The 19,151-nt window shown below is 37.8% G+C and carries 14 protein-coding genes; 12 read left to right on the top strand and 2 right to left on the bottom strand.

What is annotated here, in order from left to right; translation table 11 throughout:
- Positions 1-100: 100 nt before the first annotated feature.
- The 5 genes from AC4NPH_RS25910 to AC4NPH_RS25890 all read left to right on the top strand — a co-directional run bounded on the left by AC4NPH_RS25910 (position 101) and on the right by AC4NPH_RS25890 (position 6,791).
- Positions 101-2,230, top strand: coding sequence for a transglycosylase domain-containing protein (locus tag AC4NPH_RS25910; RefSeq protein ID WP_029320805.1), 2,130 nt, complete (start codon positions 101-103; stop codon positions 2,228-2,230).
- 196 nt (positions 2,231-2,426) lie between these two features.
- Positions 2,427-3,470, top strand: coding sequence for a uroporphyrinogen decarboxylase (gene hemE, locus AC4NPH_RS25905; protein ID WP_013055329.1), 1,044 nt, complete (start codon positions 2,427-2,429; stop codon positions 3,468-3,470).
- Positions 3,471-3,567: 97 nt separating this feature from the next.
- Positions 3,568-4,500: a ferrochelatase gene (gene hemH / locus AC4NPH_RS25900; RefSeq protein ID WP_013055330.1), complete on the top strand. Its 933-nt coding sequence runs from the start codon at positions 3,568-3,570 to the stop codon at positions 4,498-4,500.
- 137 nt (positions 4,501-4,637) lie between these two features.
- Entirely contained in the window at positions 4,638-6,059 is a 1,422-nt protein-coding gene (gene hemY, locus AC4NPH_RS25895; RefSeq protein WP_491939238.1) for a protoporphyrinogen oxidase, read from the top strand.
- A gap of 162 nt (positions 6,060-6,221) precedes the next feature.
- The gene (locus AC4NPH_RS25890; RefSeq protein ID WP_013081690.1) at positions 6,222-6,791 is read left to right on the top strand and encodes a TetR/AcrR family transcriptional regulator; all 570 of its coding nucleotides are present in this window, start codon (positions 6,222-6,224) and stop codon (positions 6,789-6,791) included.
- Positions 6,792-6,843: 52 nt separating this feature from the next.
- Here the strand turns inward: AC4NPH_RS25890 and AC4NPH_RS25885 are convergent, their stop codons facing one another.
- Complete coding sequence (locus AC4NPH_RS25885) at positions 6,844-9,021, bottom strand: peptidoglycan D,D-transpeptidase FtsI family protein (protein WP_033580639.1); 2,178 nt, start codon at positions 9,019-9,021, stop codon at positions 6,844-6,846.
- Between the two features lie 281 nt (positions 9,022-9,302).
- Between AC4NPH_RS25885 and AC4NPH_RS25880 the strand changes: the two genes are divergently transcribed.
- From AC4NPH_RS25880 to AC4NPH_RS25870, 3 genes are all read left to right on the top strand, one after another.
- Complete coding sequence (locus AC4NPH_RS25880; RefSeq protein ID WP_013081692.1) at positions 9,303-10,592, top strand: ABC transporter substrate-binding protein; 1,290 nt, start codon at positions 9,303-9,305, stop codon at positions 10,590-10,592.
- A 149-nt stretch (positions 10,593-10,741) separates the two neighbouring features.
- A complete protein-coding gene (locus AC4NPH_RS25875; protein ID WP_055991721.1) occupies positions 10,742-12,562 on the top strand; it encodes a cache domain-containing sensor histidine kinase in 1,821 nt (606 codons plus the stop codon).
- Positions 12,540-14,123 (top strand): response regulator, encoded by a 1,584-nt coding sequence (locus tag AC4NPH_RS25870; protein ID WP_098197348.1) that lies wholly within the window; start codon positions 12,540-12,542, stop codon positions 14,121-14,123. Before AC4NPH_RS25875 ends, AC4NPH_RS25870 begins: the two co-directional genes overlap by 23 nt.
- A 38-nt stretch (positions 14,124-14,161) precedes the next feature.
- Here the strand turns inward: AC4NPH_RS25870 and yhfH are convergent, their stop codons facing one another.
- Complete coding sequence (yhfH, locus tag AC4NPH_RS25865; RefSeq protein ID WP_013055337.1) at positions 14,162-14,293, bottom strand: protein YhfH; 132 nt, start codon at positions 14,291-14,293, stop codon at positions 14,162-14,164.
- A 228-nt stretch (positions 14,294-14,521) separates the two neighbouring features.
- Here yhfH and AC4NPH_RS25860 point away from each other — a divergent pair, with 228 nt between their 5' ends.
- The 4 genes from AC4NPH_RS25860 to AC4NPH_RS25845 all read left to right on the top strand — a co-directional run bounded on the left by AC4NPH_RS25860 (position 14,522) and on the right by AC4NPH_RS25845 (position 18,772).
- Positions 14,522-15,253: an MBL fold metallo-hydrolase gene (locus AC4NPH_RS25860; protein WP_013055338.1), complete on the top strand. Its 732-nt coding sequence runs from the start codon at positions 14,522-14,524 to the stop codon at positions 15,251-15,253.
- A gap of 15 nt (positions 15,254-15,268) precedes the next feature.
- Positions 15,269-16,258 carry a lipoate--protein ligase gene (gene lplA, locus AC4NPH_RS25855; RefSeq protein ID WP_013055339.1) on the top strand — a complete coding sequence of 330 codons (990 nt, stop codon included), beginning with the start codon at positions 15,269-15,271 and terminating at the stop codon, positions 16,256-16,258.
- 169 nt (positions 16,259-16,427) lie between these two features.
- Positions 16,428-17,960, top strand: coding sequence for a fatty acid--CoA ligase family protein (locus AC4NPH_RS25850; RefSeq protein ID WP_063670523.1), 1,533 nt, complete (start codon positions 16,428-16,430; stop codon positions 17,958-17,960).
- A gap of 35 nt (positions 17,961-17,995) precedes the next feature.
- A complete protein-coding gene (locus AC4NPH_RS25845) occupies positions 17,996-18,772 on the top strand; it encodes an enoyl-CoA hydratase-related protein (RefSeq protein ID WP_013055341.1) in 777 nt (258 codons plus the stop codon).
- Positions 18,773-19,151: the final 379 nt, after the last annotated feature.

The following is a 19,151-nucleotide window of genomic DNA, read 5'->3' as shown; positions in this document are numbered from 1 at the left end:
TTCAAAAATTGTGAACTTCTAATGAAGATGGTAAAGTAAAACATTGATGAAGTTGTTTTCCATATTATCAAAAGTTTAGCGAAAGAAAAGGGGTGGCACGATGTACAAAAAAGGCTTATACGCAATTGCTGCCTTAGTTGGAATTTTTCTATTAGGACTGATTGGATATATTATCATCTTGTTTCTTGGAAACTATGTAATTGATGAGAAAAAGATCGTCATGGACTCGGCTACGAGGTTAGTGGACGAAAATGGAGACGAATTAACAAAGCTCTATGTGAAAAATCGGGACTTGGTTTCAATTGATAAGATTCCAAAGCATGTGCAACAAGCATTTATTTCAATTGAAGACGTTCGTTTTTATGAACACCACGGAATCGATTTTAAATCTATTGGCCGAGCATTATACCGAGATATATTGGCTGGAGGAAGTGTTGAAGGAGGAAGTACTTTAACACAGCAGCTGGCTAAAAATGTGTTTTTATCTAATGATAAAACGCTGCTTAGAAAAACAAAAGAAGTAGTGGTGGCCATTAACTTGGAGCAGCGTTACAGTAAGCAAAAACTGCTTGAAATGTATTTGAACCAAATATACTTTGGACACGGAGCCTATGGAATCCAAGCTGCATCCAAGCTTTACTTCAATAAAGATGTCTCCGAATTAACGGTAGAAGAAGGTGCACTGCTTGCTGCACTGCCAAAAGCACCGAATTCTTATTCTCCTATTTTACATCCAGAAAAAAGTATAGAACGTAGAAATGTTGTGTTAAATGCCATGCAAAAAGCAGGTTATTTATCAGCTGAAAAAAATGTCCGTTTGCAAGGAAGAACGCTGGGGTTGAACGTAAAGGAACAGGCTAAAAACCCAGCATATTTAACCTATATCGATATGGTTATTCAAGAAGCAGAGAAGAAATACAGCATTTCGAGCAATGAGCTTCTGCGCGGCGGTTATACGGTCAAAGTACCGATGAGTACAAAAGTACAAGAAGCCGCCTACGAGCTGATGAAAGAAAATCGTTATTTTCCAGGTACAGATAACAGTGCCCAAGGTGCTTTTGTATTAGTCGATAACAAAAGCGGAGGAGTTTTATCTGTTATGGGAGGACGAGATTATGTACAAAAATCGCTCAATCGCCTAAATGTCAAAAGACAGCCAGGTTCTACGATGAAACCTATTGCAGTATATGGCCCTGCGTTAGAAGAAGGTCAATTCAAGCCTTATTCTTTGCTGCAAGACAAGCTTACAAGCTACGGGGGATACACACCTAAAAATGTAGACGGCCAATATGCTAAAAAGGTAACGATGTACGATGCCCTAAAAGATTCTAAAAACGCAGCTGCTGTCTGGACATTGAATCAACTAGGAGTTGAAACAAGTAAGCAGTACCTCACAAAGCTAGGAATTCCTTTAGAAGATAAAGGGCTTGCGATTGCTCTTGGAGGATTAAAGGAAGGAATTACACCGCTTCAATTAGCAGGAGCGTACCGGGCATTTGCTGAAAACGGAGAAAACATCCAACCGTACTTTATTCAAGAAATAAAAGATCAAGACGGAAAAGTAATTGCAAAAGCTGTTCCCGACACTCACAAAGCATTTTCAAAACAAACGGCTTGGTATATGACAAAAATGCTTCAAGGAGTTGTTAAAGAAGGAACGGCAAAAAAAGGAGAGTTTAAAGGAGAGTTAGCAGGAAAAACAGGGTCTACTTCGTATACGAATGTTAAAGGAGCCACAAGGGATGCTTGGTTCGTTGGATATACGCCAGATGTTGTAGGAAGCGTGTGGATGGGATATGATTCTACAAATGACCAGCATTATTTAACAAAAGGAAGTTCTTATCCGACTCTATTATTTAAAGACATTCTCACAAGAGCGGGTTACGACGAAGCTGCATTTCAAAAGCCAGCAGGCGTTAAAGATTTGCCAAAACCAATACGCTTAGAGCAAGTTAAAGACTTAAAACAAGAATTAACATTTCATCCATTTGGTTTGCTAACGGTAAATTTATCGTGGACACCTTCACCTGATAAAAGAGCTGTTTATTATGTTTATGAGAAAAAAGGAGATAAAGCCGAAGTAATTGGTAAAGTGAAGGGAAAAGGAGCGTTTGAAAAAGAGCGTGTGAATCTGCTCGACAGTCCTACTTATTATGTAGTTCCTTACAATTCCCAAACAAAACAAAAAGGAAAAAAATCCAACGAAGTAACACCTGCTCTTTTTCAATAAAAAAAGGAAGAGTAGGGCGAATTTTTGACATTTTTAGCAGGTGGCTATACAAGTCGTAAAGAAATGGGTATAGTGACAAGTAGAGAATATAACGTGAAACTTTAATCAGTAGAGGAACCGGTATGTTCCTTTGCTGATTATTGTCTGTCTAATCGAAGAAAATACGGATGGAAGACAATCGAGAAAGGTGGAAATTATGAGTCAAGGAACGTTTAACGATACTTTTTTAAAAGCCTGTAGAGGGGAAAAAACGGATCATGTTCCGGTTTGGTATATGCGCCAAGCAGGGCGTTCACAGCCGGAATACCGAAAGCTAAAAGAGAAGTACTCTTTATTTGAAATCACTCATCAGCCGGAGCTTGGGGCATACGTAACACGCCTGCCCGTTGAACAGTACGGAGTGGATGCAGCTATTTTATATAAAGATATAATGTCACCGCTTCCTTCAATTGGAGTGGATGTTGAAATCAAGTCAGGAATTGGTCCCGTAATTTCTAATCCAATTCAATCTTTAAGCGATGTAGAAAAACTAGGAGAAATTACGCCGGAAGAAGATGTTCCGTATGTATTAGATACCATTAAGCTGTTAACAACAGAACAGTTAAACGTACCTCTAATTGGCTTTGCGGGTGCTCCTTTTACAGTGGCAAGCTATATGATTGAAGGAGGACCTTCAAAAAATTACAATAAAACAAAAGCATTTATGTATACGGAACCTAAAGCATGGTTTGCACTAATGGATAAGTTAGCAGATATGACGATTACATATGTAAAAGCGCAAATTGACGCTGGGGCAAAAGCCATTCAAATCTTTGATTCATGGGTAGGTGCTTTAAATGTAGCGGATTATCGTTACTTTATAAAACCTGTTATGGAGCGAATTTTCACCTCTTTACGTGAAAAAAATGTACCGCTCATTATGTTTGGAGTAGGGGCAAGTCATTTGGCAAAAGAATGGCATGATCTGCCGCTGGATGTAGTGGGATTAGATTGGAGAACACAGCTGGATGAAGCACGTGCATTAGGCTTAACAAAAACACTGCAAGGAAACTTAGATCCTGCTATTTTGTTAGCTCCATGGGAAGTTATTGAAGAACGTGTAACAGAAATATTAGATAAAGGGATGGCCAGTCCTGGTTACATCTTTAACTTGGGGCACGGCGTTTTTCCACAGGTTCAGCCGGAAACGTTGAAGCGTTTAACAACCTTTATTCATGAATATTCTGCGAATAGACAATAAATTGTCAAATGATTTGGAGCGCTAAACTTTGAATTTTTCTTTTTATTCATGGCAAAATGAAGACAAGTATTGAATCTAACAAAGAGGTGTCGAACACATGAGTAAAAAAGTAATGGGATTACTTGTAATGGCATATGGAACGCCATATAAAGAAGAAGATATTGAACGTTACTATACACATATCCGCCGCGGACGTAAACCTTCACCGGAAGCCTTAGAAGATTTACAAAACCGCTACGAAGCAATCGGGGGCATTTCACCTCTTGCAAAAATTACGCAACAGCAAATGGAAAGTCTGGAAAAGCGCTTGAATGAAGTGCAGGATGAAATTGAATTTAAAGCGTATCTTGGCTTAAAACATATTGAACCGTTTGTTGAAGATGCAGTAGAAGCCATGCATAAAGACGGAATTAAAGAAGCGGTCAGCATTGTGCTTGCACCTCATTTTTCAACGTTTAGCGTAAAATCCTATAATGGGCGCGCCAAAGAAACGGCTGAAAAATTAGGAGGACCAATCATTCATTCAGTAGAAAGCTGGTACAGTGAGCCAAAGTTCATTCAGTACTGGGCTACACGTGTTAAACAAACGTTTGATTTAATAGACGAAGAGAAACGCCAAAAAGCCGTGTTGATTGTTTCTGCGCATAGCTTGCCGGAAAAAATTATTGCAGCAGGAGATCCATATCCAAATCAGCTTCAAGAAACAGCGGATTTAATTGCACAAGCAGCTGGTATTGAACATTACGAAATTGGCTGGCAAAGTGCTGGAAATACGCCTGAGCCATGGATAGGTCCTGATGTCCAAGATTTAACAAGAGAATTGCATGAAGAAAAAGGTTATACATCGTTCGTGTATACTCCGGTTGGATTTATCGCAGACCACTTAGAAGTTCTTTATGATAACGACTATGAATGTAAAGTGGTGACGGATGAAATTGGGGCTGATTATTACCGCCCTGAAATGCCCAATGCACAGCCTGAATTTATTGATGGATTAGCTACAGTTGTGTTAAAACAGATTGCCCGTTAAGTCAGTATAGATTCTTTGTACATTGAATAGGGACGAAAAGTAACTTATAATCAATATAAAGAAAAGTAAGAAGCGAGCTATGGATTTCCATAATCGCTTCTCTTTATATTGAATTTTACAGAAAAGGCGATGATAACATGACGGATAGACGAAAAAAGGTTGTCATCATCGGTGGAGGAATAACAGGTCTTTCAGCTGCCTATTATTTGCAAAAAAAAATAAAGGATCATCAGCTGCCAATTGATCTTCAACTAATAGAAGCGACGCATCGGCTTGGTGGAAAAATTCAAACGGTCAAACGAGACGGGTATTTATTTGAAAAAGGTCCTGATTCATTTTTAGCGCGTAAGCTAGCTGCTACAAAACTGGCAAAAGAAGTAGGGTTAGGTAGGGAGCTAGTCGGAAATGAAAAGGGAAAATCCTATATTCTAGTAAAAGATACACCGCATGCGCTGCCTGATGGTGCTGTAATGGGGATACCAACCAAGTTATCTCCTTTTATCACAACAGGGTTATTTTCACCTGTTGGCAAGCTGCGCGCAGCAGCTGATTTTTTTATACCGAAGACAAAAAATCAGGATGACCGTTCGCTAGGCGTATTTTTTAGAAGACGGTTTGGTGATGAAGTTGTTGAAAATTTAATTGAGCCTCTATTATCAGGAATTTACGCAGGAGACGTTGATCGTTTGAGTTTAAGATCAACATTTCCACAGTTTTTGCATGCTGAACATAAGTACAGAAGCTTAATTGTTGGAATGAAAAAGCTAAAAGAAATTCACCCACAGCACGGTGATGATTCGGAGTTTAAAAAAAATAGTGTCTTTTTAACATTAAAAGAAGGTCTTCAATCGCTAGTAGATGGGGTAGAAAAAGCAATAGATGCTGATATTATTACAAAAGGAATAAAAGTAGAGAAAATTTATAAAGAAGATACCACATATGAATTATCGTTAAATAGCGGGAAAGTCATAAAAGCAGATAGCGTTATTGTAACTTCTCCTCATGCAGCTGCTCAGTCTATGCTTTCGGAATATAAAATATTCGAGCCGTTGAAGCATATGCCTTCCACTTCAGTAGCTACTGTTGTGATAGCCTTTGCACAAGAAGCGCTGCAAGACAATCTAGATGCAATGAACATCGCCGTTTCAAGAAATAGCGATTACACGATTACGGCGTGCACATGGCTAAATAAAAAGTGGCCGCATGCGGTTCCGGAAGGAAAAGTGCTGCTGAGATGTTTAGTTGGACGAACCGGGGATGAAGCTGTGGTGGATCAGCCTGACGATGAAATTTTCAAAATTGTCCTGGAGGATTTGAAGAAGCTCATCACCATTTCTGCTGAGCCTGAATTTTACGCGGTAACGAGATGGAAGCAGTCAATGCCTCAATATACGGTCGGACATCACGATATGCTAGATACGATGAACGAACAGCTTGAAAAAGAGCTGGCCGGTCTTTATGTAGCGGGAAGCTCATACGAAGGTCTGGGTATACCAGAATGTGTAGAGCAAGGAGAAGATGTGGCTAAAAAAGCAGTTAAATATGTGCAGCAACTGTAGAAGTGGAGCGGTGAATCAATGCTCCGCTTTTTTGTCTACTACCTGTAGAGAAAGGTTATACTAAGAGAAGAGATTGTGGTTGAAAAGCAAAAGAAACTTATGCTATAGTAAAACCGTACTTGTTGACTGAAATATTCATTTGGTCAGAAAGAAGGGGATAACGTGGCTATAGACCGAAAGCAATCAGTTGTGGATGCAGCGTCAAAATCATTTGCGCTGTTTGGATATAAAGCAACGACTATGGAGCAAGTGGCGAAGCTTGCAAATGTCGGAAAAGGAACGATTTATACTTTTTTTAAAAACAAAGAAGAGTTATTCGATGAAATTGTTACACGAATGATTCGAGAAATGACAGATGCAGCTGAAACTGTCATTGATAGCAACCGTCCTTTTTTTGAAAATGCCCAAGCAGCCATTTTTCGAATCTTAGAATTCCGCACTGAGCATCAGCTCATGCTGAAGCTGGTACAGGAACAGCAGTTAGGCACTACAGCAGTGCAAGAAGTGCTGGTGCGAGTAGAAGAAGAGATTTTGACTTATATAAAAAACAAAATCGAAATTGCGATTTCTAAAAAAGAAATCAAACCGTGCAACCCGGAGCTCACAGCTTTTTTACTATTTAAAATGTACATTGCACTCGTCTATGATTGGGAAAAACGGCATGAGCCGCTTTCAGAAGAAAAAATTGCTGAATTAATTGAACTATACTTTTTACGCGGTCTGTCTCAGTGAGATGGGCTTTTTTCATAGAAAAAACAAAAAAGGTCTCATGACGAGACCTTTTTTATTGTTCATTATCATCTTTTTTTACGCCGTTTAATTCTGTATTTCCTGTTTTTGCATCTTCTTCTTTTTGTTCTACTTCTGTATTTCCTTGCTTTTTAAGTTTGAAGTAGGCATCAATAACATCACCTGTAATAGTTTTACTTTGTCCGCCAGAATTCGCTCCAGCAACATACGCAGAAGGAATAACAACTGCTACGGCTACTTCAGGATTGTCATAAGGTGCATAAGAGACAAAAGTGGAGTTACGTACGCTTACGCCTTGATTATAGGTTTCAGCTGTTCCTGACTTGCCTGCTATATTATATTTTCTGTATTTTGGATTTGTATACAAGGCGTGTCCAGTACCACCTTGAGCAGTAACAACACGACGAAAACCACGTTTTACAATGTCAATTTGCGACTGATTCATTGTAATACGGTTTAATACTTGTGGTTCCACGGAACTTTGTATACTTCCTTTTAGCTCACTGTCAAGTTCAGGCTCACGAATTTCTTTCACAAGGTGAGGTTTCATTCTGTATCCACCATTGGCAATTGTTGAAATGTATTGAACAAGCTGAAGCGGTGTATACGTATCGTATTGACCAATTGCAAAGTCGAGAGCTTTACCAGGTTCGTTTGTCACGGTGTTACGAATACCGGTTGATTCGTTTTCTAAATCAATTCCCGTTGGAATTCCAAGGCCAAACTGACTGTAGTATGAACGCATTTTATTAAAAATAGAAGGCGAGATATGCAATGATCCGCCAGGTCGATAAGTTTCACCAGCCATGTTTAGAATTGTTCTATACATAAAAACGTTAGAAGATTGCTCGAGAGCTTTTTCGATACCTGTAGCTCCCATATTGTGAGAAGATTTCTTCGGTTTAGTACCAGCAAACTTCATTGGTGCGTCATAAAAAACAGTACCAGGCTGAATTGCACCTGAGTCAAGTCCGGCTAGAACGGTCGCTCCTTTAACCGCGGAACCTACTTCATAAGAAGTTGTAAGATTTCCAAGCGCGAAGTCTTGAACTTTGCGTGCTCCTGTTTGTTTGTCAGTAACAAGCTGTTTTCCTCCCATTGCTAAAATGTCTCCCGTATGTGGGTCCATCATAATAGCAAACGCTCGGTCCATTAAGCGGTTCCTCGCAGAGCCTTCAAGTACAGCTTTCGTTAAAACATCTTCGACTTGTTTTTGCAGTTCCATATCAATCGTTAAAATTAAGTCACTGCCGCGCTGACCTTCAGTAACGGTCTCTTGACTCACTAAGTTGCCGGAGCGATCGGTTACGTTTTGTATGCGCGCTTTTTGACCGCGAAGAACGTCTTCGTACTGCTTTTCTAAATAACTTTTTCCTACTCGGTCATTTCGGCTGTAGCCGTGGGACAAGTAGTACTGTAAGTTTTCGCTTGGTAACCCTTCGTCTGCCGATGTGATTTTACCAAGCAGCGTGCTAAGTAAGTCATCGTATGTATACATACGGTCCCAGTAAGTCGTCGTATCGACGCCAGGCAAGTCACTCAGCTGCTCACTAATAACGGCAAGCTCTTTATCAGTTAAGCCGCTTTTAATAATTTGAGCAGTTAACGCATACCCGCCTTCCATCTTGCTTTTAATGGCAATCACTTCAAGGTCGTCTTTCACCGATAAAAGTTCATTTTTAGTGATGCGCTTCAGCTGAAGAGGATACAAATCATCTTCAGAAATTTTTTCTTCTTTTACTTTTTGCTTATCTGCTGCGGTAATTTTTTTCGCTGCTGCTTTTGGATGAGTTGCAATCCAATAATCTTTTAAGTCGCGTTCTGTTAGCTTAATCGTATTTTTATCTTTCTTTTTATCCGATTTGCCAAACACGTCTGTTGTAACAGGAACATCAATAAGAGTGGCAAGCTTTTTAGCTACTTTTAGCTTGTCTTCTTGAGTGACGCCTTTCAAACGCGTGTACGTGACAGCGTTCAACGGTTTATTATCCACGATAACGCGGTCATAGCGGTCTAGCATCTTTCCGCGAGGAACCGGTGAATCTACCGTTTCATCTTCTGTTTTTTCAACTTCTCGTTTATAGTTCTCTCCGTACACGATCTGTACGAAGCCTAATCGTAAAATGAGTGCAGAAAAAAGCAGGAAAACCACAATAAACAGCCAGTTAATTCGAAATGAGACATGTGTTTTTTTGCGCTTTTTAGTTTTCATGTAAACCCCTTCACTTTGTTTATACAAGTTAAAAAAATTCATAAATTTTCTTATGAATCTATCACTCTACATATTAACATAATTTTGTCTATAAATGTTATTAGGTGGAATAAAACAGCCAAAAAATTTATAGAAATTTTTGCGGAAGAAGAGAGACCTGTCGAAGGGTGCTGAAGGAGGGTGTTCAATATTTTCCACTCGGTTGTTCAATATTGTTACCTGTTCAAATGTCCTAGAATCGGTAAAATAAAGAGAGATAGATATCAAGGGGGGCAAAACGAATGAAAATGAAAAGGCTTTCAATAATGTCTGGCGTGTTAGCAACATCACTTTTATTTGCGACAGCATGTTCAAACTCAGGTACGGATTCAAAAGCAAGTAAATCAACAGGCTCAGGTGATCAAGTTGTTATTGATATGTTCCAGTTCAAAGTGGAAATTGCAGATCAGCTGAAAGAATTAACGGATGAATATACAAAAGAACATCCAAACGTAAAGTTTAACATCCAAACAGTCGGCGGAGGCGCGGACTATGGTGCAGCATTAAAAGCACAGTTTGCCTCTGGAAATGAACCTGATATCTTTAACAATGGAGGGTTCCAAGAAGCGCAAACGTGGAAGGATAAATTAGAAGATTTATCTGATCAGCCGTGGGTAGATAATCTGTATGATATCGCCAAAGAACCGATGACAATGGACGGGAAAATTTATGGTCAGCCGCTAAACTTAGAAGGTTATGGTTTTATTTATAATAAAGATTTATTTGAAAAAGCAGGCATTAAAGAATTACCTAAAACGCTATCAGAATTAGAAGCAGCTTCTAAAAAGCTTAAAGCAAAAGGCATTACGCCATTTTCTAATGGATACGGCGAGTGGTGGGTGCTAGGCAACCACTTATTTAATATTCCAATGGCACAGCAAGACGATCCAGATGCGTTTATTAAAGGTCTAAACGAAGGAAAAGCAAAATTTGAAGGCAATGAAACGTTTAAGCAATTTATGAATCTGTTCGATTTAACGTTAAAGTATGGAAATAAAAATCCACTAACGACAGACTACAATACACAAGTTACTCAATTTGCTTCTGGGGAAACAGCAATGATGCAACAAGGTAACTGGACGGTAAATATGATTACGAAAATTAATCCGGACATGAAAATGGGCTTTATTCCAATGCCAATCAGCAACGATGCAAAGAAAAATGATAAACTAGCAATCGGAGTTCCAAATAACTGGGTAGTGAACAAAAATGCGCCAGATGCAGATAAAAAAGCAGCGAAGGAATTCTTAAATTGGATGGTTTCTTCTAAAGAGGGTCAAAAATTCTTAGTTGAAAAGTTCAAGTTCATTCCAGCGTTCAAAAACATCGATGGAAAAGGAATCGATTCTTTATCTGATGATATCTTAAAATACTCTGAAGAAGGTAAAACATTATCTTGGAACTGGTTTAAGTATCCGGAAGGAACGGTTCAAGAAGTCGGCGCAGCAATGCAGTCTTACGCAGGCAAGCAAATGACAGAAGAAGAGTTTATGAAGAAATTAGATACAATTTGGGCAAAAATGAAAAAATAACCAAAAAGTCCGCGTGGAAAACGCGGACTTTTTGGTGTGAAAAAATAGCTGGTTAGATTCATAGTTATGAAAAAATAATAGTTAATTGAAAGCGCTTTTAATGTATAATAATAGTCATAATGTATGACATTAGTCAAAGGAGGTTATTTGTGAAAGGCTGGAGCATACGCAAGAAATTAATTTTGTTTTTCTTATTCGCAACGGTTATTCCATTTTTAATTTCGACGATTTTTACGTATCAATACACAAAAGAAACGGTTAAGAACCGATTTATTTCTACCAACTATCAAGTTATTAAAAATGGAAGCAATGATTTGAGCGATTACTTAAATGAAATTGCTAATATTACAAAAAGGCTGTACGGCTACCACCCATTTATTAAAGTGTTAGATGAAGGTGTATCAAGTGACTTAGGAGCCAATCAACTGGAAATATCACGAACTCTTCTTTATTTATATAATACTCGTCCAGAGATTGAACAACTCCATCTTTACATTGAAAACGGGCATGACTCATATACAGCTTATAATTCGAAAGTGAGCAGCAGAGGGAAGTACGATGATATTTACACTCAGCCTTACTATTCTTATTTAAATAAAAATCATAAATTTCTTGTGATTGAGCCTACCCATGAAATTTATAGCTACAATAATTTATCAACGTTAATTGATTCACTGCCGAATCAAGTTATTAGCTTTCATCAGCGGATTGATGAGATTCCATCAGACAAGTTGTTAGCTTATCTATCTTTAGACATTAATATGACACAAATTCAATCTATATCGCAGCGTCTATATAATGAAGAGTCAGAAGATTTTTATTTAATGAACAATAAAGGGAAGGTTTTGTATTCCTCTGATTCAAAGGTTATTGGAAAAAATGAAAACTACGCGTGGGTGAAGGCGCTCACTTCCCAAAAAGACCATAGCATGGAATGGGAGGATAAAAGCTTCTCAGGCGTATTAATGTATGAAAAGCTTAAACAGCCCTTTGAGGACTTGTACATTGTGAAACGAATTCCTTACAGTGTTTTATATGAGGATGCAAGAAAGACAGCACTTATGAATGTATTAATTGGCCTGCCATTTCTGTGTATGCTCGTTATCGCTACGCTTTTTATATCAGTACGTTTTACACAGCCGATTAACGTATTGATTCGCAATATGAAAGAAGTGGAAAAAGGATCATTTGAGGTGCGGTTTAAATCGCTTGGAAACGATGAATTTGGTGTTTTAGGAAGGCATTTTACCTCTATGGTAGAAACAATTAATGACTTGATTGAACGTAAATTTCGATTGGAATTAGAAAATAAATCAACGCAGCTAAAAGTGCTGCAGTCACAAATTAATCCGCATTTTTTATACAACGCATTTCAATCGATTGGAACTCTTGCTCTTAAGCATAAAGCAGTTGAAGTATATTCTTTATTAACCTCACTTTCGCACATTATGCGTTACAGCATGAATATGAAAGAGGATATCGTTAGCTTAAAGCAAGAAGTCGATCACGTAAAAGCTTTTTTAAGTCTGCAAAAGCAGCGGTTTGGTTCAAAGTTTGAGTATGAGTTAAATATTGAAAAAGAGGCAGAGCTTATGCGAATACCGAAAATGATTTTGCAGCCTCTTGTTGAGAATTCTTTTAAGCATGGATTCGAAACCCGCACAGGAAGCGGAAAGCTGTTGATTTCAGCGGGTTTGAACGGCGAAGAACTGATTCTAACTGTTTCTGATAACGGAAAAGGGATAGGGCAACAAGAGTTGAATCAATTAAAAACGAGACTTCAGCAATCGTATAATCAAACAGATGAGCATATTGGGTTGCAAAACATTTATGAACGACTTCGCATCTACTATGGAGATCATGCTTCAATGCAAATTAGCAGTCAAGAAAATCACGATTTTACCGTTGTCATAAAGCTAACAACAATTGAAGAAAAGAGGGATAGTGATGAAAGTATTAATCGTGGATGATGAAGAGCATGTAAGAGAAGGAATAAAGCTGCTTGGACAGTGGGAAGAGCATGAAATTACAGATGTGATAGAAGCTGATAGCGGTGAGCAAGCGATTGCGCTTATCGAGGATCAAGGACCGGAAATCATTTTTACTGATATGAAGATGCCTAATATCGATGGAATTGCTTTGTTGGAGTGGATTAAAGAGAATTCGCCTTCTAGTAAAACGATTGTGGTAACAGGGTATGATGATTACCACTATATGCGTAAAGCTATTCATTTTGGAAGTACGGATTATATTCTAAAGCCAGTGGATCCTTCGGTTTTAAACGATACCCTTGTACGAGCTGTAACCCAATGGAAGAAAGAAGAAGAGTCCAGAAAAGTCCATAATAGCAGCTATCGTTTAATTAATGAAATGAAGCCGATTTATCGAGATCGAAAACTGACGCAGTTAATGAACAATTATTTGCTAAATCAATCAATCTATGAAGAGTTTGGTTTCCATCTGACTAGAGAGTATGAAGTGGGGATTGTACGTGTAGATGAATCCATCATTCGTTCTTTTGGCGGTGACCGGGATTTAGCCTATTTTTCAATTTTAAATGTAATCAATGAAATGCTGATGGCAGAAGAAAATGGGGTAGCCTTCCGTTATTTATCAAATAAGTGGGAAATTATCATTATATTTTGGAATGATTTTGAACGTATAACCTCTTTGCTGACGGCTTTACATACAGCAATTCGCCGTACGTTAGACGTGAGCTGTCGGATTGCAAGAGGGTGCAAAGTCTCTTCTATTGATCAGCTAATGAACTCCTATGAAGATGCGAAAAACTCGCTTTTATTAAGCAATGTTCTTGATCGAAATAAAGTGAAGGTCTACGGCAAGCAAGACGTTTTAGCAAGTGCTTTATTAATAAATATGATGGACTATAACAGTAAAATTGAAGAAGCGCTGCAAGTCGGGAAGTTTGAAGCCTTTTTGCCGGTATTCAACGAAATTATCACAGCTTTTGAAGCGCAAAATTATCTCTCATTAAAGCAAATTCTGCATTTTGAGCAGGAATATCAGCTGTTAAGCCAGCATTGGTTAAAAAGATATCACATTCCTTATACGATAAATAACGGTCCTGAATATGTTCTTTCTTTTTTCTATAACCAAGATGGGCAGTTTCAGCTAGCAAAGTATGTAGAGAGAAAGAAGCGTGAAGTAAAGCGCTTTTTAAAAGTAGTAAAAAGGTATAGCAAGCAAAACAATCGCGACGTTATTTATGAAATCGAACAATATTTGCAGCAAAATTTTCATCGAGATGTGAAGCTTCAAGAAATATCGGAACGTTTCTATCTAAGCCGTGAATACATTTCGAGAAAGTTTAAGCAAGAATTTCAAGAAAACATTTCAGATTATATGGTGAAAGTCAGAATGAATAAAGCCAAATCACTTTTACTAAATGAAGAACTAAAAATCTATGAAATTGCGAATATGATTGGATATCATGATGATAAATACTTTCGAAAAGTGTTTAAAAAAGTAGAAGGCATTACGCCAAACGAGTATCGCAGTTTGACCGTATAAAAAAGCTGAAACTGTTTTATAACAGTTTCAGCTTTTTTTTATTTCATGATATCTAGACAGTGATCACATTTGTTTCCGTAGCATTCATGCTGTTCCTCGATGTCGTTTCCGCATTCTACGCACTTTTTATTGGGTAATCTTTTGAAAAATTCAGTCATTTTTTCTAACATTTTAAATCCCCTCCGTTGTTTTTGTTACTAACATTGTATTATAACAGATGATAAAATGTCAATTATGTTTTATAACAATTTAGCCTATTTTGCTATTCTAAGTGGTTATTTGTTGTATAACAATGAGTTATTTCGATAAAATGGCCGAAACGAGTGCCTTTCAGTTAGTTTTCAAAAAAAAGTAGGGTATACTGAACCTAATAAAAATAGTACGAAAGGGTGATTGAAATGAAAATAACTGTTATTGGTTTTTGGGGAGGATATCCCGCTGTTTCAGAAGCTACTTCTAGCTATTTAGTGGAGCACGATGGATTTCAGCTGCTTGTTGATTGTGGAAGCGGTGCATTGGCTCAGCTGCAAAAATATGCAAAGCCAGAAGAAATAGATGCTATGATTTTATCTCATTATCATCATGATCACGTGGCTGATGTCGGAGTATTTCAATATGCACGCCTCATTCAGACTCATCTAGGAAACGCTGTTAAGGAACTTTCTATTTACGGACATACATATGATCAGGAAAGCTTCAACAAACTTACTCATAAAGGAATTACTAAAGGGGTAGAGTATGATCCGAGTCAAAAGCTTGAAATTGGGCCTTTTACCATCGAATTTATGAAAACGAAACATCCAGTCGTTTGTTATGCCATGAGAATAAGCGCCGGCAATCAAACTGTCGTGTACACAGCGGACTCTAGTTATTTAGAAGAGTTTGTTTCCTTCTCAGAAGAAGCAGATCTTCTTATTTGTGAATGTAATTTTTATGCCAATCAAGATGGAAGAGGCGCTGGACACATGACAAGTACAGAAGCCGGTACACTTGCTTCAAAAGCAAGTGTCAAACACCTCATGCTTACTCACCTTCCGCACTACGGAGAACATCAACAGCTAGTAGAGGAAGCCGCTGCTCATTATAGAGGTACGCTTACGTTAGCTGAATCAGGATATGTATGGGAATAACAAGGAGGAAAATGAATGTTATTTATTGATAATCAAAAAAATTATGATCCCCGAATTAACTTAGCAATTGAAGAATATGCGCTCAAGCATCTAGACATTAATGAGACATATCTGCTGTTTTATATTAATGAACCTTCTATTATTATTGGCAAAAACCAGAACACCATTGAGGAGATTAATACAAAATATGTTGAAGATCAGCAAATTCATGTAGTGAGACGTCTATCTGGAGGCGGAGCCGTTTATCATGATAAAGGAAATTTAAACTTCAGCTTTATTACGAAAGACGATGGAAATAGCTTTCATAATTTTAAAAAGTTTACCGAGCCGGTCGTGGAAGCGTTAAAGAAATTGGGAGTTAATGCTGAGTTAAGCGGACGAAATGATTTAATGGCGGAAGGACGGAAAATTTCTGGAAATGCTCAGTTTTCAACGAAAGGGAGAATGTTCAGCCATGGAACTCTTCTTTTTGATTCAGAGATTGAAAACGTCGTATCAGCGTTAAAAGTAAAAAAAGATAAAATTGAATCCAAAGGCATTAAGTCTATTCGAAATAGAGTAGCAAATATCAGCGAATTTTTAGAACAGAAAGTAACGGTGGAAGAATTTAGAGAAATGCTGCTTCGGTATATCTTTGACGGAGAAGAAAATATAACAGAATATAAACTAACGGAAAAAGATTGGGAAACGATTCATCAAATTTCTAAAGAGCGCTATCAGTCATGGGATTGGAACTATGGAAAATCACCTAAATTTAACTTACAGCACTCTCACCGCTTTCCTGTGGGACAAATTGACGTTCGTTTAGAAGTGAATAAAGGAAAAATCGATGCTTGCACCATTTATGGAGATTTCTTTGGAGTGGGGGATGTCCAGGAAGTACAGGAAAAATTAACAGGTGTTCGTTATGAAAAAGCTTCTATTGAACAAGCCTTAGAAGACATCGATATTCCACATTATTTTGGTAATATTACAAAAGAAGAGTTTGTTGAATTAATCTATTAAGAAAAAAGTCTGCTACATCAGGCTTTTTTTCTTTTTAAACAGATGAGTCTTGTCAATAGAACAGCAGTAACATTATAATAGAATAGAAGAAGTTAGAATTTTTACATTATTATGACTTAATAATGAATGGTTGTTCATTCATTCGTTATTAAAAGGAGGAAGTTATGAGATGAATTTGTCAGCACAGCTTCATAAAACAGCTGAGCAATTTCCACAAAAATCGGCATATGTTTTTATGGACCAAGAAACATCTTATGCAAATCTTGATGCATCGGTATCTAAGTTTGCTAATGGTCTGAAGCAATTAGGTGTAAAAAAAGGAGATCATATCGCTTTGATTGTCGGCAACTCGCCTCATTTTGTTATTGGATTGTACGGTGCTCTTCGAGTAGGAGCTACTGTTATACCCATTAATCCTATTTACACAGCGGATGAAATTAACTACATGCTTCAGGATGGAGATGTAAAAGCAGTTATTGCGGTTGATTTACTTCTCCCTATTTTAAAGAAAATCATTGGAAACACTCCATTTTTGGAACACGTTATCTTATGTGAAACGACAGATACAGTGGGAAATATACCTTCTTATTTTCACACGTTTTCCCAAGTTGTAAACAGAGGGGAAGCTACATATGATTTTCTTGAGTTAAAAGAAGAAGATGTGGCCATCATTCTGTATACGTCAGGAACGACTGGAAAACCAAAAGGAGCTATGCTTACACATAAGAATATTTATTCAAATGCCCAAGACGTAGCAGATTATTTAAGTATAAATGGGAATGACCGAGTCGTAGCTGCTTTGCCGATGTTTCACGTATTTTGTTTAACTGTTTCATTGAATGCGCCTTTAATGAATGGAGGAACGATATTAATTGAACCAAAATTCAGTCCATCTTCTATATTTAAATTAATTCAAAATCGACAAGCGACTATTTTTGCCGGCGTTCCCACAATGTATAATTTCTTACTTCAGCATGACAAAGGGAAAAAAGAGCACTTTCACACGGTAAGGCTTTGTATATCAGGCGGGGCATCAATGCCGGTGGCACTTCTAACCAATTTTGAACGTAAGTTTGGGGTAATGGTAGCAGAAGGGTATGGCTTATCTGAGGCTTCTCCTGTGACGTGTTTCAATCCGATTGACCGAGAGAGAAAAGCCGGTTCTATAGGCACATCTATTATGAATGTTGAAAATAAAGTGGTAAACGAACTAGGAGAAGAAGTAGAAGTAGGACAAGTTGGCGAACTTATCGTCAAAGGCCCTAACGTGATGAAAGGGTATTATAAGCTTTCCGAAGACACGGAATATGCTCTCCGAGATGGTTGGCTGTATACAGGTGACTTAGCAAGAATGGATAAGGAAGGTTATTTTTATATCGTTGACCGTAAAAAAGATTTAATTATTGTAGGAGGATATAATGTTTATCCTCGCGAAGTAGAAGAAGTGCTATATGCGCATCCAGATATTGTAGAAGTGGCTGTTATCGGAGTCCCTGATCCTTCTTTAGGTGAATGTGTTAAGTGTTACGTGGTTTGCAATAATCAAGAGATAACGGAAGAGAAGCTTATTGCCTACTGCAAAGAGCACCTTGCTAAATATAAAGTGCCAAGTGAAATTGAATTTTTAAAAGAACTTCCTAAAAATACAACGGGAAAAATTTTACGGCGTGCACTGAAGCAACAAGTATCTCAGGAGCGATAAAATGAAAGCGATTCCAAGTTGGAGGTGGTAAAAGGATGTCATCTATTTCTTATGAAATGAAGGGACACGTCGCCCATTTGATACTGAACCGTCCGGAAGCGATGAATGCTTTTAATTACGATATGCTTAAAGAATTGGAAGAAGTAATTGAAGGAATTCGTATTCAAAAAGATATTCGAGTTGTGACGTTTAAAGGGGCAGGTGAAAAGTCTTTTAGCGTAGGGGCCGATTTAAAAGAACGTAAAACCCTCTCTGATCAAGAAGTAAAGCGCAATATTTACAAAATAGGAGAAGTGTTTTCGAAGATAGAGCAGCTTCCTCAGCCAACGATAGCAATCATCAATGGATATGCATTTGGTGGAGGAATGGAGCTGGCTTTAGCATGTGATTTCCGGATTGCTTCAACCGAAGCGCTTATGGGTTTAACGGAAACAAGCTTAGCAATCATACCAGGCGCAGGAGGAACACAGCGTCTCCCTCGGTTAGTTGGGGAAGCAAAAGCAATGGAACTAATTTTAACAGCTCAGCGTCTCTCAGCATCAGAAGCGAAAGAATGTGGTCTAGTAACGAAGGTGGCTCCCGGATATGAAATAGAAGAAACAATAGATATTTTTATCTCTCTTTTATTGAAAAATGGGCCAATTGCACTTCAGCAAGCAAAATTTGCTATCAAAGAAGGAATGAAGGCCGATTTGCAGACTGGTTTGCAAATTGAACGAAAAGCATATGAGTTAACGATTCCGACAGAAGATCGTCTCGAGGCGCTTCAAGCATTTGCTGAGAAGAGAAGACCTAGTTTTAAAGGGAAATAAGAAAGGGCTGTCTAATGGACAGCTCTTTTTTAGTTTCTTCTATAAGAATAATAAAAAAGAATATGTAAAAGCGCAGGAACAAAGAAGGCAAAGTTACAGCTGGCTTTTGTCTATAATACGTTGCAGTAGTCGTTGTTCAAATCTATAAATAATAGTTTTTAATTTTTTCTTTAAAAACCGTTGACTTTAGTTAAAATATATTTTATTATTATAAAGCGTCGTTGAGACATACCGTTAACAACGAAGCTAAAAAAAGAATTTTAAAAAGTTGTTGACATTACGTTGATAACTTGATAAGATGATAAAGTCGCTTAAGAGCGGCGGTTGAACTTTGAAAACTGAACAAAGCGACAAACGTCAACGTTAATTTTTATTTTTT

Source organism: Priestia sp. MDV22-iso46 (genome assembly GCF_058629175.1).
The sequence above is the reverse complement of the archived record's forward strand: the minus strand, read 5'-3'. Positions and strand labels throughout refer to the sequence as shown.

What these genes read in the sequence shown, in the direction of transcription:
- AC4NPH_RS25910 (WP_029320805.1), top strand. Translation starts at nt 101, where the DNA reads ATGTACAAAAAAGGCTTATACGCAATTGCTGCCTTAGTTGGAATTTTT.
- hemE (WP_013055329.1), top strand. Translation starts at nt 2,427, where the DNA reads ATGAGTCAAGGAACGTTTAACGATACTTTTTTAAAAGCCTGTAGAGGG.
- hemH (WP_013055330.1), top strand. Translation starts at nt 3,568, where the DNA reads ATGAGTAAAAAAGTAATGGGATTACTTGTAATGGCATATGGAACGCCA.
- hemY (WP_491939238.1), top strand. Translation starts at nt 4,638, where the DNA reads ATGACGGATAGACGAAAAAAGGTTGTCATCATCGGTGGAGGAATAACA.
- AC4NPH_RS25885 (WP_033580639.1), bottom strand. Translation starts at nt 9,021, where the DNA reads ATGAAAACTAAAAAGCGCAAAAAAACACATGTCTCATTTCGAATTAAC.
- AC4NPH_RS25880 (WP_013081692.1), top strand. Translation starts at nt 9,303, where the DNA reads ATGAAAATGAAAAGGCTTTCAATAATGTCTGGCGTGTTAGCAACATCA.
- AC4NPH_RS25870 (WP_098197348.1), top strand. Translation starts at nt 12,540, where the DNA reads ATGAAAGTATTAATCGTGGATGATGAAGAGCATGTAAGAGAAGGAATA.
- yhfH (WP_013055337.1), bottom strand. Translation starts at nt 14,293, where the DNA reads ATGTTAGAAAAAATGACTGAATTTTTCAAAAGATTACCCAATAAAAAG.
- AC4NPH_RS25860 (WP_013055338.1), top strand. Translation starts at nt 14,522, where the DNA reads ATGAAAATAACTGTTATTGGTTTTTGGGGAGGATATCCCGCTGTTTCA.
- lplA (WP_013055339.1), top strand. Translation starts at nt 15,269, where the DNA reads ATGTTATTTATTGATAATCAAAAAAATTATGATCCCCGAATTAACTTA.
- AC4NPH_RS25850 (WP_063670523.1), top strand. Translation starts at nt 16,428, where the DNA reads ATGAATTTGTCAGCACAGCTTCATAAAACAGCTGAGCAATTTCCACAA.
- AC4NPH_RS25845 (WP_013055341.1), top strand. Translation starts at nt 17,996, where the DNA reads ATGTCATCTATTTCTTATGAAATGAAGGGACACGTCGCCCATTTGATA.